The 15,402-nt window shown below is 65.9% G+C and carries 17 protein-coding genes; 4 read left to right on the top strand and 13 right to left on the bottom strand.

Annotated elements, in window-relative coordinates; all coding sequences use genetic code 11:
* Positions 1-33 precede the first annotated feature (33 nt).
* Positions 34-498, top strand: coding sequence for a DUF1003 domain-containing protein (locus tag G6N38_RS09370; protein ID WP_163747276.1), 465 nt, complete (start codon positions 34-36; stop codon positions 496-498).
* Here G6N38_RS09370 and G6N38_RS09365 read toward each other — a convergent pair.
* Genes G6N38_RS09365 through G6N38_RS09350 form a run of 4 tightly spaced genes read right to left on the bottom strand, consistent with a single transcriptional unit; the run spans position 495 to position 4,437 of the window.
* Complete coding sequence (locus tag G6N38_RS09365; RefSeq protein ID WP_163747275.1) at positions 495-1,082, bottom strand: TetR/AcrR family transcriptional regulator; 588 nt, start codon at positions 1,080-1,082, stop codon at positions 495-497. The genes G6N38_RS09370 and G6N38_RS09365 overlap by 4 nt on opposite strands.
* A complete protein-coding gene (locus tag G6N38_RS09360) occupies positions 1,066-1,512 on the bottom strand; it encodes an SRPBCC family protein (protein ID WP_163747274.1) in 447 nt (148 codons plus the stop codon). The genes G6N38_RS09365 and G6N38_RS09360 overlap by 17 nt, the downstream gene beginning before the upstream one ends.
* Positions 1,506-3,230 carry an MmpA family trehalose lipid delivery protein gene (locus G6N38_RS09355; RefSeq protein WP_163747273.1) on the bottom strand — a complete coding sequence of 575 codons (1,725 nt, stop codon included), beginning with the start codon at positions 3,228-3,230 and terminating at the stop codon, positions 1,506-1,508. The genes G6N38_RS09360 and G6N38_RS09355 overlap by 7 nt, the downstream gene beginning before the upstream one ends.
* 7 nt (positions 3,231-3,237) lie before the next feature.
* Positions 3,238-4,437, bottom strand: coding sequence for a cell envelope lipid trafficking protein PgfA (locus tag G6N38_RS09350; protein ID WP_163747272.1), 1,200 nt, complete (start codon positions 4,435-4,437; stop codon positions 3,238-3,240).
* Positions 4,438-4,601: 164 nt separating this feature from the next.
* Here G6N38_RS09350 and G6N38_RS09345 point away from each other — a divergent pair, with 164 nt between their 5' ends.
* A complete protein-coding gene (locus tag G6N38_RS09345; protein WP_163747271.1) occupies positions 4,602-5,816 on the top strand; it encodes an acyltransferase family protein in 1,215 nt (404 codons plus the stop codon).
* A 36-nt stretch (positions 5,817-5,852) separates the two neighbouring features.
* Positions 5,853-6,065 carry a hypothetical protein gene (locus G6N38_RS09340; protein ID WP_246227818.1) on the top strand — a complete coding sequence of 71 codons (213 nt, stop codon included), beginning with the start codon at positions 5,853-5,855 and terminating at the stop codon, positions 6,063-6,065.
* 33 nt (positions 6,066-6,098) lie between these two features.
* Here G6N38_RS09340 and G6N38_RS09335 read toward each other — a convergent pair whose 3' ends face one another.
* From G6N38_RS09335 to G6N38_RS09305, 7 genes are all read right to left on the bottom strand, one after another.
* On the bottom strand, positions 6,099-6,272 hold the full coding sequence (locus G6N38_RS09335; protein ID WP_163747270.1) for a hypothetical protein: 174 nt from the start codon (positions 6,270-6,272) through the stop codon (positions 6,099-6,101).
* Between the two features lie 20 nt (positions 6,273-6,292).
* On the bottom strand, positions 6,293-6,706 hold the full coding sequence (locus G6N38_RS09330) for a rhodanese-like domain-containing protein (protein ID WP_163747269.1): 414 nt from the start codon (positions 6,704-6,706) through the stop codon (positions 6,293-6,295).
* Positions 6,707-6,755: 49 nt separating this feature from the next.
* The gene (locus G6N38_RS09325) at positions 6,756-8,060 is read right to left on the bottom strand and encodes a lipase family protein (RefSeq protein WP_163747268.1); all 1,305 of its coding nucleotides are present in this window, start codon (positions 8,058-8,060) and stop codon (positions 6,756-6,758) included.
* Between the two features lie 95 nt (positions 8,061-8,155).
* Complete coding sequence (locus G6N38_RS09320; RefSeq protein ID WP_163747267.1) at positions 8,156-9,196, bottom strand: FAD-binding oxidoreductase; 1,041 nt, start codon at positions 9,194-9,196, stop codon at positions 8,156-8,158.
* Positions 9,193-10,695: a ferritin family protein gene (locus tag G6N38_RS09315; RefSeq protein WP_163747266.1), complete on the bottom strand. Its 1,503-nt coding sequence runs from the start codon at positions 10,693-10,695 to the stop codon at positions 9,193-9,195. The genes G6N38_RS09320 and G6N38_RS09315 overlap by 4 nt, the downstream gene beginning before the upstream one ends.
* On the bottom strand, positions 10,692-11,042 hold the full coding sequence (locus G6N38_RS09310; protein WP_163747265.1) for an MmoB/DmpM family protein: 351 nt from the start codon (positions 11,040-11,042) through the stop codon (positions 10,692-10,694). The genes G6N38_RS09315 and G6N38_RS09310 overlap by 4 nt, the downstream gene beginning before the upstream one ends.
* A complete protein-coding gene (locus G6N38_RS09305) occupies positions 11,042-12,034 on the bottom strand; it encodes a ferritin family protein (protein WP_163747264.1) in 993 nt (330 codons plus the stop codon). Before G6N38_RS09305 ends, G6N38_RS09310 begins: the two co-directional genes overlap by 1 nt.
* A 134-nt stretch (positions 12,035-12,168) precedes the next feature.
* On the opposite strand from G6N38_RS09305, the gene G6N38_RS09300 reads away from it, so the two are divergent.
* Positions 12,169-12,909 (top strand): winged helix-turn-helix transcriptional regulator, encoded by a 741-nt coding sequence (locus G6N38_RS09300; protein WP_163747263.1) that lies wholly within the window; start codon positions 12,169-12,171, stop codon positions 12,907-12,909.
* Between the two features lie 23 nt (positions 12,910-12,932).
* Here G6N38_RS09300 and G6N38_RS09295 read toward each other — a convergent pair whose 3' ends face one another.
* On the bottom strand, positions 12,933-14,399 hold the full coding sequence (locus G6N38_RS09295) for an AMP-binding protein (RefSeq protein WP_163747262.1): 1,467 nt from the start codon (positions 14,397-14,399) through the stop codon (positions 12,933-12,935).
* Positions 14,392-15,396, bottom strand: a complete 1,005-nt coding sequence (locus G6N38_RS09290; RefSeq protein WP_163747261.1) for a phosphotriesterase family protein — start codon at positions 15,394-15,396, stop codon at positions 14,392-14,394. The genes G6N38_RS09295 and G6N38_RS09290 overlap by 8 nt, the downstream gene beginning before the upstream one ends.
* Between the last annotated feature and the right edge of the window lie 6 nt (positions 15,397-15,402).

Here is a 15,402-nt window from a genome sequence, read left to right as displayed (position 1 = left end):
TGATTCCCGGGTTTGCCGTGTGATGATCCCGGCATGTCGAAAATCTACGATTATGTCCGTCACCCGCGCGCCGCGGAGCTAGCGGCCAGAAAACCGCTCAGCACAGCCGAGATTCGCGGCGTCGACCACCAGAACTGGCTGGTGCGTTTCAATGCCAAGTTCGGGCTGAAGATCACCGTCGTCGTCGGGACCATGTGGGCAGCTTATCTTTTCACGCTGCTCGCGCTGTTCGCGTTGCCCGATGCCATCAAGCAGGGCACCTATTTCGTCGTGGTGTGGTTGTCCAGTAGCTTCCTTCAGCTGGTGCTGCTCCCCATCATCATCGTTGGCCAGAACATCCAGGCCAGGGCTTCCGACACCCGCGCCGACGAGACGTACAAGGATGCCGAAGCGGTGTTGAAGGAGGCGGCGATGATTCAGGAGCACCTCACCAAGCAGGATGAGCTGATCTCGCGGATCCTCGGTCAGATTGGCCCGCTGGAGCCCAAAATTGGCTAGTCAGAACTATTTTCGTGTGCCCCGATCAGTGCGATGAAGTGCTGGGCGGCCGCCTCCACGCCGGCATCATCGTCGGTGCCGGCCAGGTCGAGCAACAGACCACGCGTCACCGCCAACCCGAGACGGGCCATGGCTGGATCCGCCTGCGCGTCGGTCTGCGCCATAGCAAGCCAGCGGTCGACCGCTGCGGGCAGCATGGTGGTGAACGGCGACTCGCCCTGGGCTCCCCGCGCGTAACACTCGAAGAACAGGCGCTCGAGACCGCGCAACTCGGGCTTGCGTAGGTGCGCCCACATCGCCGCGAACCCGGACATGCCCCCGCCGGTTACCGTGCCCCTTCGTTCTTGCCTGCCGTCGGCAGCCAGCTCATGCAGCAGCGCCATCTGCTTGCGCTCCACGTCGTCCACGACGGCCAGCAGAAGTTCTTCTCGTGACCCGAAGTGGTGCAACAACATTCGGTGACTGGTACCAACCGCGTCGGCAAGCTCCCGCAGGGAGCGCCCACCGACCCCGTTCTCAGCGCATTCGGTCACCAAAGCGTCGAGCAGTTCGCGGCGCCGCGCAAGATCAGGCGTTCGAACCACGAAGCTTCCACAGGCCTTCGCTGCGCGCCTTCAGCCCCTGCGCCTCCAATGTCAGGTAGCGCTGGGTCATCCCTCGCATGAGCACACCCACGAGGGATCCGAGGATTCCGCGTTGCTCGAGTTCCTGGCGCGCTTGGGTGGCGCAGCCGCCCACAGCTGATACCTGGTGCCGCGCCGTGGTGAGGCCGCCGGGGGAGCGTTGCAGCCAGGTCACCGATGTGCCGGGCACCACCTCGGTGACCGTCCAAATCAGTTTCGGCATCCGCGGCTGCGTGATCTCGAAGCGCCGGCCGACCGCGATCTGTGGCCCGTCGAGTCCGGTCAGCCGGGTGACCGAGGCGGTCCAGTCCGGCCAACTCTCGACCTCGGTGAACACATCCCACACCAGATCCGCAGGTGCGTCGATGTCGACGCTGCTGGAGCTCAACATGTACCAGATGGTACATGTTTGCGTCGGTATCCAACCAGAGCAGTGATCCCGGCCCCGGTCAGTAGCACCAGCCACACCAGGTGGGTTGCGATGGCCAGCGCTCTCTTCCCTTGTGGGGCAGCCTGACTCGAACCGCCGACGCGATACAGCGTGAGGTCGGCATCGCGGTAGGCCACCGGGAGCCCGTGGAGGGTGCGTTGCGCGTCTCCCAGGGTGCCCGGGCTGCCCGATTCGACGACAACCCACCCGACCCCGGCGTCGGCCAGTCCCTGGGGGCGAGCGCCGGCCAGCAGCATCCGTTGCACCGCGCGGGCACGACCGCCCTCGCCGGGCACCGACTGGCCCGAGATGGTCAGGTCCCCGGTTGCCAGCACCTCGGCGCGGATCCAGCGCGGCAACGGATCGAGCACCGGCGCCGGCCCGGACCATCGGAACTGGCGCATGCTGTCGGCCGGCAGTACAGCCACGTCCGACGGCGCGGCGTTGACGATGCCGGCCACCGCCGACCAGCCCGGCGGATACCGCACCGAGGAGACCTTGCCCCAGGCCCCGAAGGTCAGGTCAGGCAGCACAGCGATCACCGCGACCGCACACACCAGCGCTGTGATCGGAGGGCGAATCCGATGCCGCAAGGTCACCACCGCGGCGGCCCCGGCGACGGCATAGCCGGGTATCGCCAGCGCCACCCACTTCTGCCCATCGCGCAGCACCCCCACCCCCGGCGCCGCCTCGACCAGCGCGCGCAGAACAGCCAACCCGGGCGCGGTGGCCAGCGCCGCGGGGACCAGCACTCCCGCCGCGGCCAGCACCAGCAACGGCAGTGCGGGCCGGCGGCGCAGAACCGTCGGCAATCCGAGGGCCACCACGGCGAGTAGTACCACGGTCGCCAGCAAGGCCAACAGTGTTGTGCGCGAGGACGGAACGGCCTCGGCATTCCAAATCCCGCCAAGACCGGCCAGGCTGCCCAGCGTGCCAAGACCCGGTTCGGCGCGAGCCGCGAATGCAACGACACCCGACGACGGTGTCGAGTCCAACGCGTCACCCAGTGCCGACGCGGTCAACCAGGGCGACGCGGCCAGCACCGCGGTGATCAGCACCCCGATCGCACACCGCAACCGCGACACCCCGCCACCCGGGACCGCGACACAGGCCAGCGCGACAACGGCAGCCAGCAGTAGACCCGTCGGCGTCAGCCCGGCCAGTGCGATCCAGAGCACCAGGGCTGCCCACCGCGCCCACGATGGCGCGGGCCCTTCGCCCCGCAACCGAATCACCGCAGCCGCCACCCATGGCAGGCTGCCGTAACCGACGAGCAGGCTCCAGTGCCCCTGCAGCAGCCGCTCGGCGACATACGGATTCCACACCGCGAGCGTGGCGGCCACCAACTGACCGGCCATCCCGCCGTCCGGCACCAGCAGGTCGGCCAGCCGCGCGGCACCCCAGCCGGCCAGGAAAAGCCCGACGATCAGCAGTACCTTGACCAGCACGCCGCCATCCAGGACGGGTGACACCACGGCGATCAGGAAATCCTGCGGCAATGCGCGCGGCGCCGACTCACCCAGACCCAGCGCGCTATCGGAGAGGTACGACCGGGGAGTGGACACCGCATCGCGCAGCAGCAGATAACCAGGTGCCAGCAGCGGTGCGGTCACCGCGAGCGCCAACAGGAGGGCGTATCCCGGCACCACCCACTCCAGGGCCCGGCGTGCCTGGGTCATGCCCTGCTCACCGCTGTGGCGGTGGAGGCTCCAGATCCGGTCTCGCCGCGGGCAGCTTCTCGGTGGCGGCCTCGGCGGCGGGCATTGGCCCGGTCTCGTCCTTGCCGAAGAATCCGTGGTCCGCGGTGTCCAGGCCCGGATCGATCAGCGCGGACTCGGCGCGGACGCTGAACGTGCCCAACAGAACCCCGCCGACCAACGCCACCAGGCCTGCCGCAGTGAAGCTGATCGGCAGAACCCGCGACCACAGCCCCACCCGGTCGCGCTCGTCGCGGGCCGAAGCCACCCGCGATTCGATGGTCTGCTCGCTCGAGGTGACCTTGTAGTCCACCAGCTCCATCTCCGGGTGTACCGGATCCCGGGCGTAGTAGTGGTTGGCGTGCTCGGAGGATTTGACGATGACGCCGGTCACCGGGTCGACCCAGAAGGTGCGCTGCGCGGCGTAGAAGCGGGTCATCGTGACCGGCTCTTCCGGCGGCCCGGGCAGGCCCCACAGCTCCGCCCGCGCGGTCACCTCGCCGTCCTCGTCCTTGTCGTAGAGCGACGCGTACTTGATCGGGTCGACCAACTTGCCGTCGGCGTCGTACCCGACGTTCTGGGTGAACCGGTAGGTGGTCAGCCCGTTGACGTCCTCTTGACCGTCGTAGTTGGCGTCGAAGGCCTTCTGCGCGATCGGATCGAAGTAGGGATACGTCTTCTTCTCGGTGTTGAACGGGAACCGGTAGGCCAGGCCCTCGTGTGGCAGCGCGATGTTGGTCGGCGGCTTGGTGTCCTCGATGGTCCGCGGCTTCTGCACCGACCCGCCCGCGTGAGTGTCATCGGACACTGCGAGCGCGGTGCTGCGGTTCAGCGTCACGGTGTCGACCATGGCCAGCAACAAACCGTTGTCCTGCTGCTTGTCGCTGCGGCGCACGCTGGTGCCGACCTGCAACGTCACCACATCGGCGTTGGCCGGCGACTCGACGGTGATCTGCTGCTGGGATACCAGGGGGACGTTCTTGTCGACAACGAATTTCTCGCCCACGAGTGACGCAGGGTCCAGCGCGGTGCCGGTGCCGTCGCTGACCAATGTCTCGTCGATATCGAGCGGGATCTTCTTGATCTTGCCGGAGGTGTAAGTCGACAACAGCAGCGCGGCGATCAGTAGGGCCGCTCCAAGCCCGATGATCCCGTATGCCGTGATACGCAACATGCCTGCGCGATTCACGCTGCCGTGGCCTCCCTCACTCCCGATCGTGCCGTGCGCGCCGCCTGACGGCGAAGCAAACGTGTCTGACCCTAACAGCAGAGGCCAGGGCACTGGCTCATTAGGAGGTCATCGTCGCAGCCCAGGTGTACCCACTTTTGCAAGCAACCGGCACACTGGCACCTATGACACCGGAGGCGGAGCAGGTCGGGGGTACCCGCAGCTTTCTGCCCGCGGTGGAAGGGATGCGTGCCTGTGCGGCCATGGGGGTGGTGCTCACCCACGTCGCCTTCCAGACCGGGACCTCCGGTGCCGTGATCGGCCGCCTGCTACACCGCTTCGACCTGGCCGTTGCGGTGTTCTTCGCGCTGTCGGGCTTCCTGTTGTGGCGCGGTCACGCGGCGGCGGCTCGTGGGCTGCGGCAGCGGCCGCCCACTGGCCACTATCTGCGCTCGCGGCTGGTGCGCATCATGCCCGGCTACGTGGTGGCGGTCGTCGTCATCCTGACCCTGCTGCCGGAGGCGAACCACGCCAGCTTCACGGTGTGGTGGGCCAACCTCACGCTGACTCAGGTCTACGTCCCGCTCACCTTGACCGCCGGGCTGACCCAGATGTGGAGCCTGTCGGTGGAGGTGAGCTTCTATCTCGCCCTGCCGATACTGGCGTTCCTGGCGCGCCGGCTGCCGGTGCGCGCCCGGGTCCCGGTGATCGCGCTGGTGGCGCTCGCCAGCCTGGCCTGGGGTCTGCTACCGATTCACACCGCGCAGGGGGTGAATTTCTTGAACTGGCCGCCGGCCTATGCGTCCTGGTTCGCGGCGGGCATGTTGCTGGCCGAGTGGACCGTCAGCCCGCCAGGGTGGGCGCACAAACTGGCCCGAAATCGTTGGGCCATCACGGGTATCGCGTTGGTGGCTTATCTGATCTCGGCCTCGCCGCTGGCCGGGCCGAAAGATCTGGTTCCGGCGACGTTGGGCCAGTTCGTGGTCCGAACGTCGATGGGGGCCATCGTCGCCGGTGCGCTGCTGGCGCCGCTGGTGCTTGATCGTCCGGACACCCCGCATCCGATTCTGGGTAGCCGGTTCATGGTCACCCTGGGCCGCTGGTCCTACGGCTTGTTCGTCTGGCACCTGGCGGCGTTGGTGATGGTGTTCCCGATGGTCGGAAAGTTCATGTTCAACGGCAACCTGATCGTCATGCTGGTCCTCACGCTGGTGCTCGGGTTCGCGATGGCAGCGGTCAGTTACGCCCTGATCGAGTCGCCATGCCGGAACGCGTTGCGGCGCTGGGAGTACCGGCGGGCAAGCGCGGAGCGCCCGGGGAATGGACGGGGCCGGAAGGTCCCGGTGCCGCCGTTGGACAGTTCGGTCAGCGATGCGCCGGAACCGGTGATTGCGCGATGATCGGTGTCTGGAACGCCCGAGGCTGAAGCGACCGCCATGGCAGCTGAGGCGTTGACGACCATGTTCTGGCCGGAATCGGCGTATGGGCCGATCAACCAGTGCATCGGCTTGGCCGCCATCCTGCGAGATCGTGGCCACCGAATCGTGTTCGCCGCCGAGAGTTCATGGGCGGGCAAGCTCGTCCCGTTTGGCTTCGTCGAGGAGCTGGTCGATCTGGCCGAGCCAGCCGAGGGCGCCGCTGACTGCTGATGGCACTCGAGCTGCACCTGACCGGGCAGGGCATCACGCGCTGGTGGCATCGATCGAGAAGGCGGCCGCGGCAAGTGCGCATCTACTGTCCACCGAGACGACCGGGCGTCCGCAGGCGGCCCACCGTGACGACGATGTCCGGCTGCTGACCGAGGTGCTGGCGCCCGAACTTACCGCCGCCCGCACCAACGGCTCCACGGTGTGCACGTATCCGATTGTCTCGGAGATCATTCCACGGGTAGACCGGCGGCCTTCCAAGCTTGAAAGCCGCCTTCGACGTCGGTGGCACCGGTCAGTCCGATGCGCTGCAACGAGGCCGCGGACAGGCTTGACGCCAGGCCGTGGTTGCACAGCACGATGATCTGGTCGCCGGGGTTGGGCACCGGCGGCAGTTCGGCCGCTTCCTCGGGGGCGAACAGTGGCCGGTGGGTCGGGTCGAGAAAGGCTTCGACGGCATTGCGCGGTACCCGGATCGCGCCCGGGATGATGCCATCGGCGGCCTGTTCCTCGGCGGTGCGAGTGTCGATCAACAACGCGCCGGTTTCGAGCGCATCAGCCGCCTGCTGCGGCGTGAGGCGGTCGAGGTCGGACTGTGCGGCGTAGATCAGTTCCAAGGTTCGACTGGTTGGTTTGTCGGTCATGAGTACCTCCCGTGCGGGTGATCGGAGTGAATTTTGTGACGGAGCGCTGCTACTGCGGCGTGGGCGGCGGGGCGAGGATGTCGCCGCAGTTGGGTGTCGACGGGGCACCATTGAATCGGTCCGTCACCCAAGCGATCGACCGCTCACCATCCACGAATTGCGGTAACAACACATTGATGTCGAGCTTGTTGAACAGGGGCGGCTGCTCGTTGGTCCACAACTGCACATCGGCGCCCTTGGTGCACCAGTCGCGCGCGGTGTCATGAGCCGCGGTATACGGGGCCAGCGGATCCCATCGATTGTGGGAAATGTATATGGGTCCAGTGGGTTTGACATTGCCGATACGTTGAGTGGCCAGGATGGTTTTGATGGGATCGTTGGAAATGACGTCCGTAGGGTCATCTTTGAACCAGAACTGCAGGTGACGGAACGCATAGTCGACACCGCCCTGGACAACGCAGGTGTGTCCGCTCCAATCAAGCATCTGCAGACCTCGCGGGGTCAGGGCGTCGCGGATCGGCTGTTCGGTCTGTGGATAGGCCGCTTGGATTCCGCGCAGCAGGTATCCGGCGAGCACCGCAAGGAAGTTCCCGTCGACGCCCGGAATGGCGGCGGCGATATCGGTCAGCGGTGCGTTCGCATATGTGCCGGCTATCTTGAGTTCCGGGGCGTAGGACGCGGCGAGTTCGGCGGCGGCCAGGGATGCCTGCCCGCCCGAGGCCCAGCCCCAGAAGGCGATGGGGCCCTGCGGATCCAGCGAGGTACCGGGGAGCTTCTTGGCGGCGCGGGCCGCGTCGATCAGAGCGGTGCCGGCGGCGACCCGGTTGAGGAACTGCGGTGAGGCCGGGCTGTGGATGCCCAATCCGACGCCATCCGTCACGACGATGGCAAATCCCCGGGCCAACAGTGTTGCGATGAAACCTTCCTCGTAGTTGAAGGTCAGGTCGAATCCTTGCGAGAAGTGGATGCCCTGGTTGAACAGGCGGGAAGGTGCGCATTGTTCGCCTACACCGTAGGGGCCGGTGGCGTATGCCAGCAGCGGGCGTGGCCCGGCACCGGTCCAGGGAACGTCGGGTTCGATATAGGTACCGGTGACCGCGACAGGGTGTCCTTGGGCGTCGTTGCTGCGGTACATGATTCGTGTTCCCGTACCGACAAAGTCTCCGAGCTGGCCCGAGGGTTCCAGGACCAGACGCGACGGCTCGGTGCGGATCAGATCCCCGGGATCGCCCGGTGGCAAGGGGGCGGGCGGGGTGTAGAACTGCTCGTACTGGCTGTCGTCGGCGTGTGCCGGTGCGGTGTGTGTGGCGCCGGCGACGGCGATGGCACTCGCGATCACAGTCAGTGCCGACATCGTCAGGGAGGGAAATCGCCGACGGTGCGGCCGCCTCGTGGTCGCAGGGTCGGTGCTCGGGTGGTCGGTGCCGTTCATCGTTTCTTTCAATAGCGTTAGCGTGTGGTGCCGACGGACGCGGTGAAGCGGTCGGCAGATATGTAGCGGGACCGAAGGCCGCTGGCGCGCAGGCTTTCGGCGACGGTGTCGACGAATGCGTCAGGACCACACAGGTAGGCCTCGACGCGGCGCAGATCTGCCACGCAAGCCTTCGAGCTGATCCATTCGCTGACGACCTCCGTGCCGCGGCGACAATCGTCCGGCGGCAGAGGATGATAGGTGAATCCGCTGTGGCGTTGCGCCCAGTCGCGGAACTCCGTGGCGAACGCGAATTCGGCTGGGTCGGAAGCAATGTGGATGAGTTCGGCAGCCGGCGGCTCAGGGGCGGCGAGATGTTGGGCGAGCATGGGGCGCAACGGTCCGATGCCGGCCCCAGCGCCGATGAACAGTTTGGGCCGGTGTGACGTTCGGACGTTGAATGCTCCGAACGGACCTCGGATTCGAATGCGATCTCCGGAACGCAACGTGTCAAGCGCAGCGGTGAACGCACCGCCCGGTACCGACCGGATGAGCAGGTCTAGGGTGGGGTCCGCCGGTGACGACGCGACCGAGTAGGCGCGCCAGCCGGTCTGATCGGGCAGCTCGACTTGCAGGAACTGGCCGGGGCGATGCTGCCAGGGGTGCGCCGGAGCGGCCAGCCGCAGTATCCGCAGATTGTCGGAGAGCGCGCTGATTTCTTCGACGGTGGTCGACAGATCATGTACTGCCGTGCCGCTGAACTCCTCCTCCGTGACACCGCTGGCACTGATGTCGACAACCGCTGCCGAACTGAGCAGGGTGGTCGAGCACAGCAGGACCTCGCCGCGGCGGCGCGCGTCTTCGTCGAGGGTCTGCAACGTGCCAGGATCCTGCTGAAGATCACCGGAAACCACGGTGGCCGTGCAGGTTCCACATCCCCCGTGGTTGCACCCGAACGGCACATAATGCCCCGACCGCAGCACCGCGTGCAGTACCCGTTCGCCGGCGTCGACAGTGACTTCGATGCCGAACGGCTCGACGGTCAGGGTGTGAGCTGTCGACGATGGGGAATCGCTCACGAGGCCAGTGGGTCGTGGATGGTGACGCCGGTCGCGCGGATGTCGTCGATCGTCCACAACCGGTCTTCGCGCAGGTGCGGTTGGGCGACCAGGGTGCGGCCGTCGGCACGCACGAACCCCAGGTCGAGAACTACGTCGGCCAGGTCCCATCCGTCGTAGCGGCTCCAGAAGCTTCCAAAAGCCGTATACGAAAGAGGATTCCAGGCGAAGTTCGTTTCGCAGCCAGCGCTGCACAACGCGTAGCGCTGTCCTTCGTGTTCGACGATGCGGGTTTCCGGCGCCTCGAAGCGCGGGACGATGCAGGGCAGTTGGCAGACCTGGCAGAACGGCGGAACTCCGGGCAGCTCTTGCAGTAACAGCCGCCGGTTAGCCGGGTCTGAAAGGGCTGCGTATGCTTCCCACAACGGCTGATATACCGCCGACCATCCGGGATAGTTGGCCTCGAACCATTCAAAGTCGGTTTCATCGAGCGGATCGGTGCGGAAGAAGTTCAGTGGCCACAGCGCGGCCAGTCCGATGGCGACGGCATGGTGTTGGGATTCCACGCCGCGCGCAACGTCGGCAAGCCGGGCAGGTTCACGCAGCCCGAAGGGACCGAATCGGCGGGAGAACGAGCCGATGAAATCGTCGACGACCCATTCCTCCCAGGCGTCCCGATACGCCCATGGCCGCACCCGCGCATAGTATTCGGCCCCCACCGCGGTGACCGTGTCTGCGCCTTGATGCTGGTGCCAGAACGCGCGATCAAGCGAACCCTGCACCAGGGGGATGTTGTCGGGGATCTCGGCGACAGCACGCAGGGTGCCGTGGCCGTTGGCCATGTGTCGGACTTCGTCGGACTGGATGGACAGATACGCCGCGGCGTAGGCGTCGTCGCCATTGGCGGCCGCGACCTGCGGTAGCGCAACGGTCAACGGGTTGGTGTAGGCCGTCTCCAAGACGACGTTCAAAGCGATGACTGCATCGATGGGATCGTTGACCGAGTTGGGGGCGAATGCGGCGCGTGCGACCGCACCGATCGGGTGACGCGCGAGCGCACGCGACCCCAAGCCGAGACCCTCGGGATGCGCGACGGTATCCAGGTAGTGCGAGCGCAGGGCTCCGACGAGTTGCAAGTGGCGCGCTTCGTCGAGCGCCTGGGCGGCATAACCTTGTTGCAGTTCAGGGTTGTTGATCGAGGCGATGAGCAGCCCGGCGCCTTTCATAGCCTGGTATTCGGCTTCGGCCGTGATCGGTAGCGCCAGTTTGAGCCCCTCGACCCAGCGCGGGGCGATTCCGCTGCTGGAGTGCAGTGAGGCTGCTCTGTCGAGAGCCGCGGCGACGCGCCGGTCTTTTTCCACCTCCATCCGGGCGTAGTCCCGGAAGAGCAGTTTGAAGGGGTCCCTGCCACGTTCGGGGATGGTGTACCGGCTGGGGAACACCGCCGCAGGCGGTGTCTGCGTCGACGACCAGTTGTACTGCTTGGTCAGATCGTGCGTGCGGGTGGCCGGCGTGGTCATGAGATGGCTTTCTGGTCAGCGGTTTCTTCGGGAGGTGCATCGGCGCGCAGGATGAGTCGACCGGTGCCGGGCGCGGCCCCGCGCTGGGGTTCGATTTCACCGAAATAGCTCGCTATGGAAATCAATACCGTTTCTATGTCGATGGGGCGGCCCAGGTCAGCAGACAGCGCGGCGAGATCGATCGTGATCTCGTCGGCGGCATCGGCTTTGAGATAAACGCCGCGGTCGGTCAACGTGACGTGTGGTTGGGTGCGCCGCAGGTGACGCGCGATGGCGTCGGTTTCGAAACTATGGATGAGACTGACGCCGACGCCACGCTCGGCAGGACGGGCAATAGCGCGGGCCATCAGCGCTCACCGGCTGGGGTGAGAAGTTGCGTGCGCCAGCGACCTGCGACCTCGGCGTCGTACTGTTCGACGACCGTGCGCCACGATTCGGCCTGTTGGGTTTCGGCTCGCGATATGTCGTCCAACAGCGGCGCCAGGCTGGTCGCTGCGGCGCGGGCGAGGTGTTCCCATCGGTGCGCCCAGCCGGCGATGACATCGGAGTTGTCCGGTCCGTAGGTGGGGTCGGCTGCCAGGTAGTCGATCAGGGCGAATGTCCATGCGCGGGAGCGGTTTAGGTCGGCGCTCCAGACATCGATGATGGCGGGCGCGAAGTTGTCGCCATGGGTCAGCGCAATCGGACGCACATAGTGCTCACGGATCCACCGGCCCACCAGTGGCTCGATGACGAGGTTGGTCGCCAGGAGAGCCTCCACCCAGTCGTCGGTCGCCAGCAACTCTTCGATGGCCAGCCGCAATGGCAGCCATCCGCCAGAGTGCGCCCAAAGCTCTCCCACATCGTCGAACAACGTTGGGGTGAATGTATTTTCGATGGCGGCGCGGTGTGCAGCGGCGTGCTCGACATGGCGTAACTTGTCGGCTGCGTCGAAGACCAACGGCAGCGTGACGGTATCTGACAGTGCCAGGCGCTGGGCGCGGCTGAGAACCCGAAAGTATGCGCGGTCGGTGTATGGCAGTACGGCGAGGACACTGGCTGCGCCGTCACCGAGCCAATCCGCGCTCACCGCGTGTGACGATAATGCCGCGGCGAAGCGCTCGAGGTGCCCGGCAAGATCTGATTCGGCGTCGTGCACGCCAGCGACCCAGTTGACATAGATCAGCTCGTTGGGGTCACGGAAGCCGTACCAGTCGTGGGAGGCCACTGCAGTGGAATCCGCGCTCAAGGGAGCGGAGCCATCGGGGAAATGCAGCGGCCAGCCTTGCACCGCTCCGTCTTCGGGTGCGATCTGTTGGTGAAGCGTCAGCTTCTCGTAAGTGCTTGCAAGGGCTGTCATTACCGTGTCCTCGTCGTTGCTTCCGCGATGTCTCGAGGACAGAGTCAAACAGCCGGACACTTGCAGATGAAGGTTTATATTCACGACTATTCTGGTTCAGAATAAGAACCATCTCGCCGGTGTAAGGTTCCGACATGTCCGTGGTACCTGCCGAATACTGCCCGGTGTCGATCGGGGCGAGCGCACTCGGTGATCGCTGGAGTCTGCTGATCGTCCGCGAGGTCATGGCCGGCTCATATCAATTCAGTTCCATCCTGCGCGGTCTGCCGGGACTGTCGCGAAGTCTGCTTGCCGGGCGACTACGTCACCTTGAAGGTCTCGGGATACTCAAGCGCATTCCCACCGGAGCCGGCAGAACCCACGAGTACCGGCTCACCGAGGCTGGTGAGGACCTGCACGAACTCATCTACGCCTTGGGGCGCTGGACGGTGAAGTGGTGGTTTCCCGAGCCGCTGCCTGACCAGGTCGATAATGCCCTGCTGCTGTGGCGCATGCGGGCCGGCATCACCTCGCATCTGCCGCAGGGGCGGACCACGATTCAATTCGACTTCACCGACGGAGAGGTGAAACGGGCTTGGATTGTGGCTACCAATGCCGAAGTGTCGGTGTGCTTGCATGATCCCGGCTTTGCAGTCGACCTGTCGGTCACCGGTAGCGGACGCCTGTGGCACGAAATCTGGTACGGACACCGTGACCTCAGCCAGGCCATCGCCGCGAATGAGATCATTGTCGAAGGGCCTGCCAAGCTAGTCAGGTCGCTACCGAAATGGTTTGCAATGAGCCCCTTTTCGACTGAGGTACTCGCTGCTAAACGGGTGAATTCTGGGCCATCAGCATCGGGTGTCCAGCCCGCGAACACTAGCGGAGCGTGCTGATCCCGCCCGTGGCAGGCCCAGGCTTAAGCCTGCAACCGGGCGATGACCTGATCGCGTACCGCGGACCGGCGGGCCTTGCCGGCATCGTCGCGCAGTGGTGTGTCGACGAATTCCACACTGCGCGGCACCTTGTAGTCGGATAGCCGCTGCGCCACGAACGCCGCCACCTCGTCTGCACTGAGCGGGGTTCCGTCGGTGTGCACCAACGCATGTGGCACTTGGCCGAGGTCTTCCTGCGGCACCCCGACAACCAGACAGGACAACACCGCGGGGTGCTCGGCCAGCGCGTTCTCGATCTCCGCCGGGTAGACGTTACGCCCGCCGACAGTGAACATGTCGACCCGCCGGTCGGCCAGGTACAGATAGCCCTCGTCGTCGAACCAGCCGAGATCGCCCAGCGAGTCCCAGCCGTCGCGGGACTTGGCGGTGCTGCCGATGTAGCGGTAGGTAGGAGCGGACCCCACTGCCGGGCGCAGGTAGATCTCGCCGATCACCCCGGGCGGGCACTCGTTGCCGTCGTCATCGAGCACCTTCATCTCGCCGACTACCACCCGCCCGACCGATCCGCGGTGAGTCAGCCACTCCGCGCCGCTGATGAACGTCAGGGCTTGAAGTTCGGTGCCGCCGTACAGTTCCCACACTGCATCCGGACCCAGTAGCTCGATCCAGGCCTCCTTGATGTTCGGCGGGCAGGGTGCGGCCAGGTGCCACAGCCGGCGCAGCGACGACAGGTCGTAGGCGTCGGGGTTGGCGTGGTAGACCGGCAGCAGTCGCTGCAGGATCGTCGGCACCGTGGCCAGGTAGTTCACCCGGTAGTCGCTGACCAGTCGCAGGAAGTGCTCTGGGTCGAAGCGGCGCATCAGGACCAGATGCTGCCCGGTCAACAGGGCGAGTGCCGCCGAGGTGAATCCGGTGTTGTGGCTCAGCGGCACCGGGACCAATTGAGTATCGGTCGGTTCGTTGCCCATCGACATCGCCAGCAGGTCGGCCGGGATCCGGCTGTCACCACCGGCTTCGATCAGCTTCGGCCGTCCGGTGCTGCCGCCGGAGGCCAACGACTTCCACACCGGTGAAACCGCTTCGGGTACAGCGGCATCCGACAGCTCGGGGCTGCCGGTGAATTCGGCGTCGACCGACGGCACCACCCCGCGCGGGTCGGCGCGGCCGATCAGCAGTGCGCGCGGCACGAGATCGAGCAAACCCTCGAACTCGGCATCGGGCAGCCGTGGGGACAGCGGCTGCGGGATCGCCCCCAGTTTCCACACCGCCACCGTCGCCAGCACCCACTCGATCGAGTTCGGTACCGCGATCGTGACGTAATCACCGTGCTTCACTCCGAGTTCGGCGTACGCCCGAGCCAGTCGGTTCGACGCCGAATCCAGCTCGGCACGGGTGATGGTGCGGCCATCGGCGCTCACCGCAGGGCGATCGGGCGCCTCGGCGGCGAGCTGGCTGATCCGGGTTCCGATCGGGGGGATCGCGTCACTCATAAGCACCTTGCCTGGCGAAGATGTTGCGGGGGTTGTCCACCAACATGGTGGTGATCTGGTCGTCGGTGACGCCACGCTGGCGCAGCGCGGGCAGGACGTCGTTGTGGATGTGGCGGTAATGCCAATTGGGCAGGGCAACCGGCACCACCGCCTCCGGCAGCCAGTCGATATAGCAGGACGCGTCGTGGGACAGAACCATCTTGTCGGCGTGGCCGCGTTCACACATCCGCGCGACGGTGTCGACCCGGTCGTCGAAGCTGAGCACGCTGTCCAGCCCGAATCGGTCCATACCGAGGTAGGATCCGGCGGCGATCAGCTCCTCCAGGTAGCCCAGGTCGGTGGTGTCACCGCTGTGCCCGATGATGACCCGGCTCAGGTCGACGCCCTCCTCGGCAAAGATGCGTTGCTGCTCCAGGCCGCGCCGGGTCAGGGCATGCGTGTGGGTGGTGATCGGCACACCGGTCTGCCGGTGTGCTTGGGCCACCGCACGCAGCACGCGTTCGACACCGGGGGTGATGCCCGGTTCATCGGTGGCGCACTTGAGGATTGCCGCCTTCACACCGGTGCCGGCGATCCCCTCGGTGATGTCCCGGACGAACAGGTCGGCCATGATCTCCGGGCCGTCCAGCAATGTTCCTGGACCGCTGAAGTGGAAGTACATCGGGACGTCGTTGTAGGTGTAGATCCCGGTGGCGACCACGATCTGCAGGTCGGTCTGCGCGGCCACCCGCTGAATACGCGGAATGTAGCGCCCCAGCCCGATCACCGTCGGGTCGACGATGGTGTCCACCCCGAGGGCCTTCAGTTCGTTGAGCTTGGCGACGGCGTCGGCTTCGCGGGCCGCTTCCTCGCCCCAGCCTTCGGGAAAGTTCGCGATGATCTCGGGGGACAGGATGAAGACGTGTTCGTGCATGAACACCACGCCCAGGTTGTTGGTCGGGATCGCTCCGCGCACGGTCTCGACCTGTGACGGCGCTGTCAGGTCAGGTACGGCCATACCCGG

Source organism: Mycolicibacterium helvum (genome assembly GCF_010731895.1).
GTDB lineage: Bacteria > Actinomycetota > Actinomycetes > Mycobacteriales > Mycobacteriaceae > Mycobacterium > Mycobacterium helvum.
This window is presented reverse-complemented; position numbering and strand designations above follow the sequence as displayed.

What these genes read in the sequence shown, in the direction of transcription:
- G6N38_RS09325 (WP_163747268.1), bottom strand. Translation starts at nt 8,060, where the DNA reads ATGTCGGCACTGACTGTGATCGCGAGTGCCATCGCCGTCGCCGGCGCC.
- G6N38_RS09370 (WP_163747276.1), top strand. Translation starts at nt 34, where the DNA reads ATGTCGAAAATCTACGATTATGTCCGTCACCCGCGCGCCGCGGAGCTA.
- G6N38_RS09310 (WP_163747265.1), bottom strand. Translation starts at nt 11,042, where the DNA reads ATGGCCCGCGCTATTGCCCGTCCTGCCGAGCGTGGCGTCGGCGTCAGT.
- G6N38_RS09360 (WP_163747274.1), bottom strand. Translation starts at nt 1,512, where the DNA reads ATGTTGAGCTCCAGCAGCGTCGACATCGACGCACCTGCGGATCTGGTG.
- G6N38_RS09330 (WP_163747269.1), bottom strand. Translation starts at nt 6,706, where the DNA reads ATGACCGACAAACCAACCAGTCGAACCTTGGAACTGATCTACGCCGCA.
- G6N38_RS09355 (WP_163747273.1), bottom strand. Translation starts at nt 3,230, where the DNA reads ATGACCCAGGCACGCCGGGCCCTGGAGTGGGTGGTGCCGGGATACGCC.
- G6N38_RS09340 (WP_246227818.1), top strand. Translation starts at nt 5,853, where the DNA reads ATGGCAGCTGAGGCGTTGACGACCATGTTCTGGCCGGAATCGGCGTAT.
- G6N38_RS09290 (WP_163747261.1), bottom strand. Translation starts at nt 15,396, where the DNA reads ATGGCCGTACCTGACCTGACAGCGCCGTCACAGGTCGAGACCGTGCGC.
- G6N38_RS09305 (WP_163747264.1), bottom strand. Translation starts at nt 12,034, where the DNA reads ATGACAGCCCTTGCAAGCACTTACGAGAAGCTGACGCTTCACCAACAG.
- G6N38_RS09300 (WP_163747263.1), top strand. Translation starts at nt 12,169, where the DNA reads ATGTCCGTGGTACCTGCCGAATACTGCCCGGTGTCGATCGGGGCGAGC.
- G6N38_RS09345 (WP_163747271.1), top strand. Translation starts at nt 4,602, where the DNA reads ATGACACCGGAGGCGGAGCAGGTCGGGGGTACCCGCAGCTTTCTGCCC.
- G6N38_RS09315 (WP_163747266.1), bottom strand. Translation starts at nt 10,695, where the DNA reads ATGACCACGCCGGCCACCCGCACGCACGATCTGACCAAGCAGTACAAC.
- G6N38_RS09295 (WP_163747262.1), bottom strand. Translation starts at nt 14,399, where the DNA reads ATGAGTGACGCGATCCCCCCGATCGGAACCCGGATCAGCCAGCTCGCC.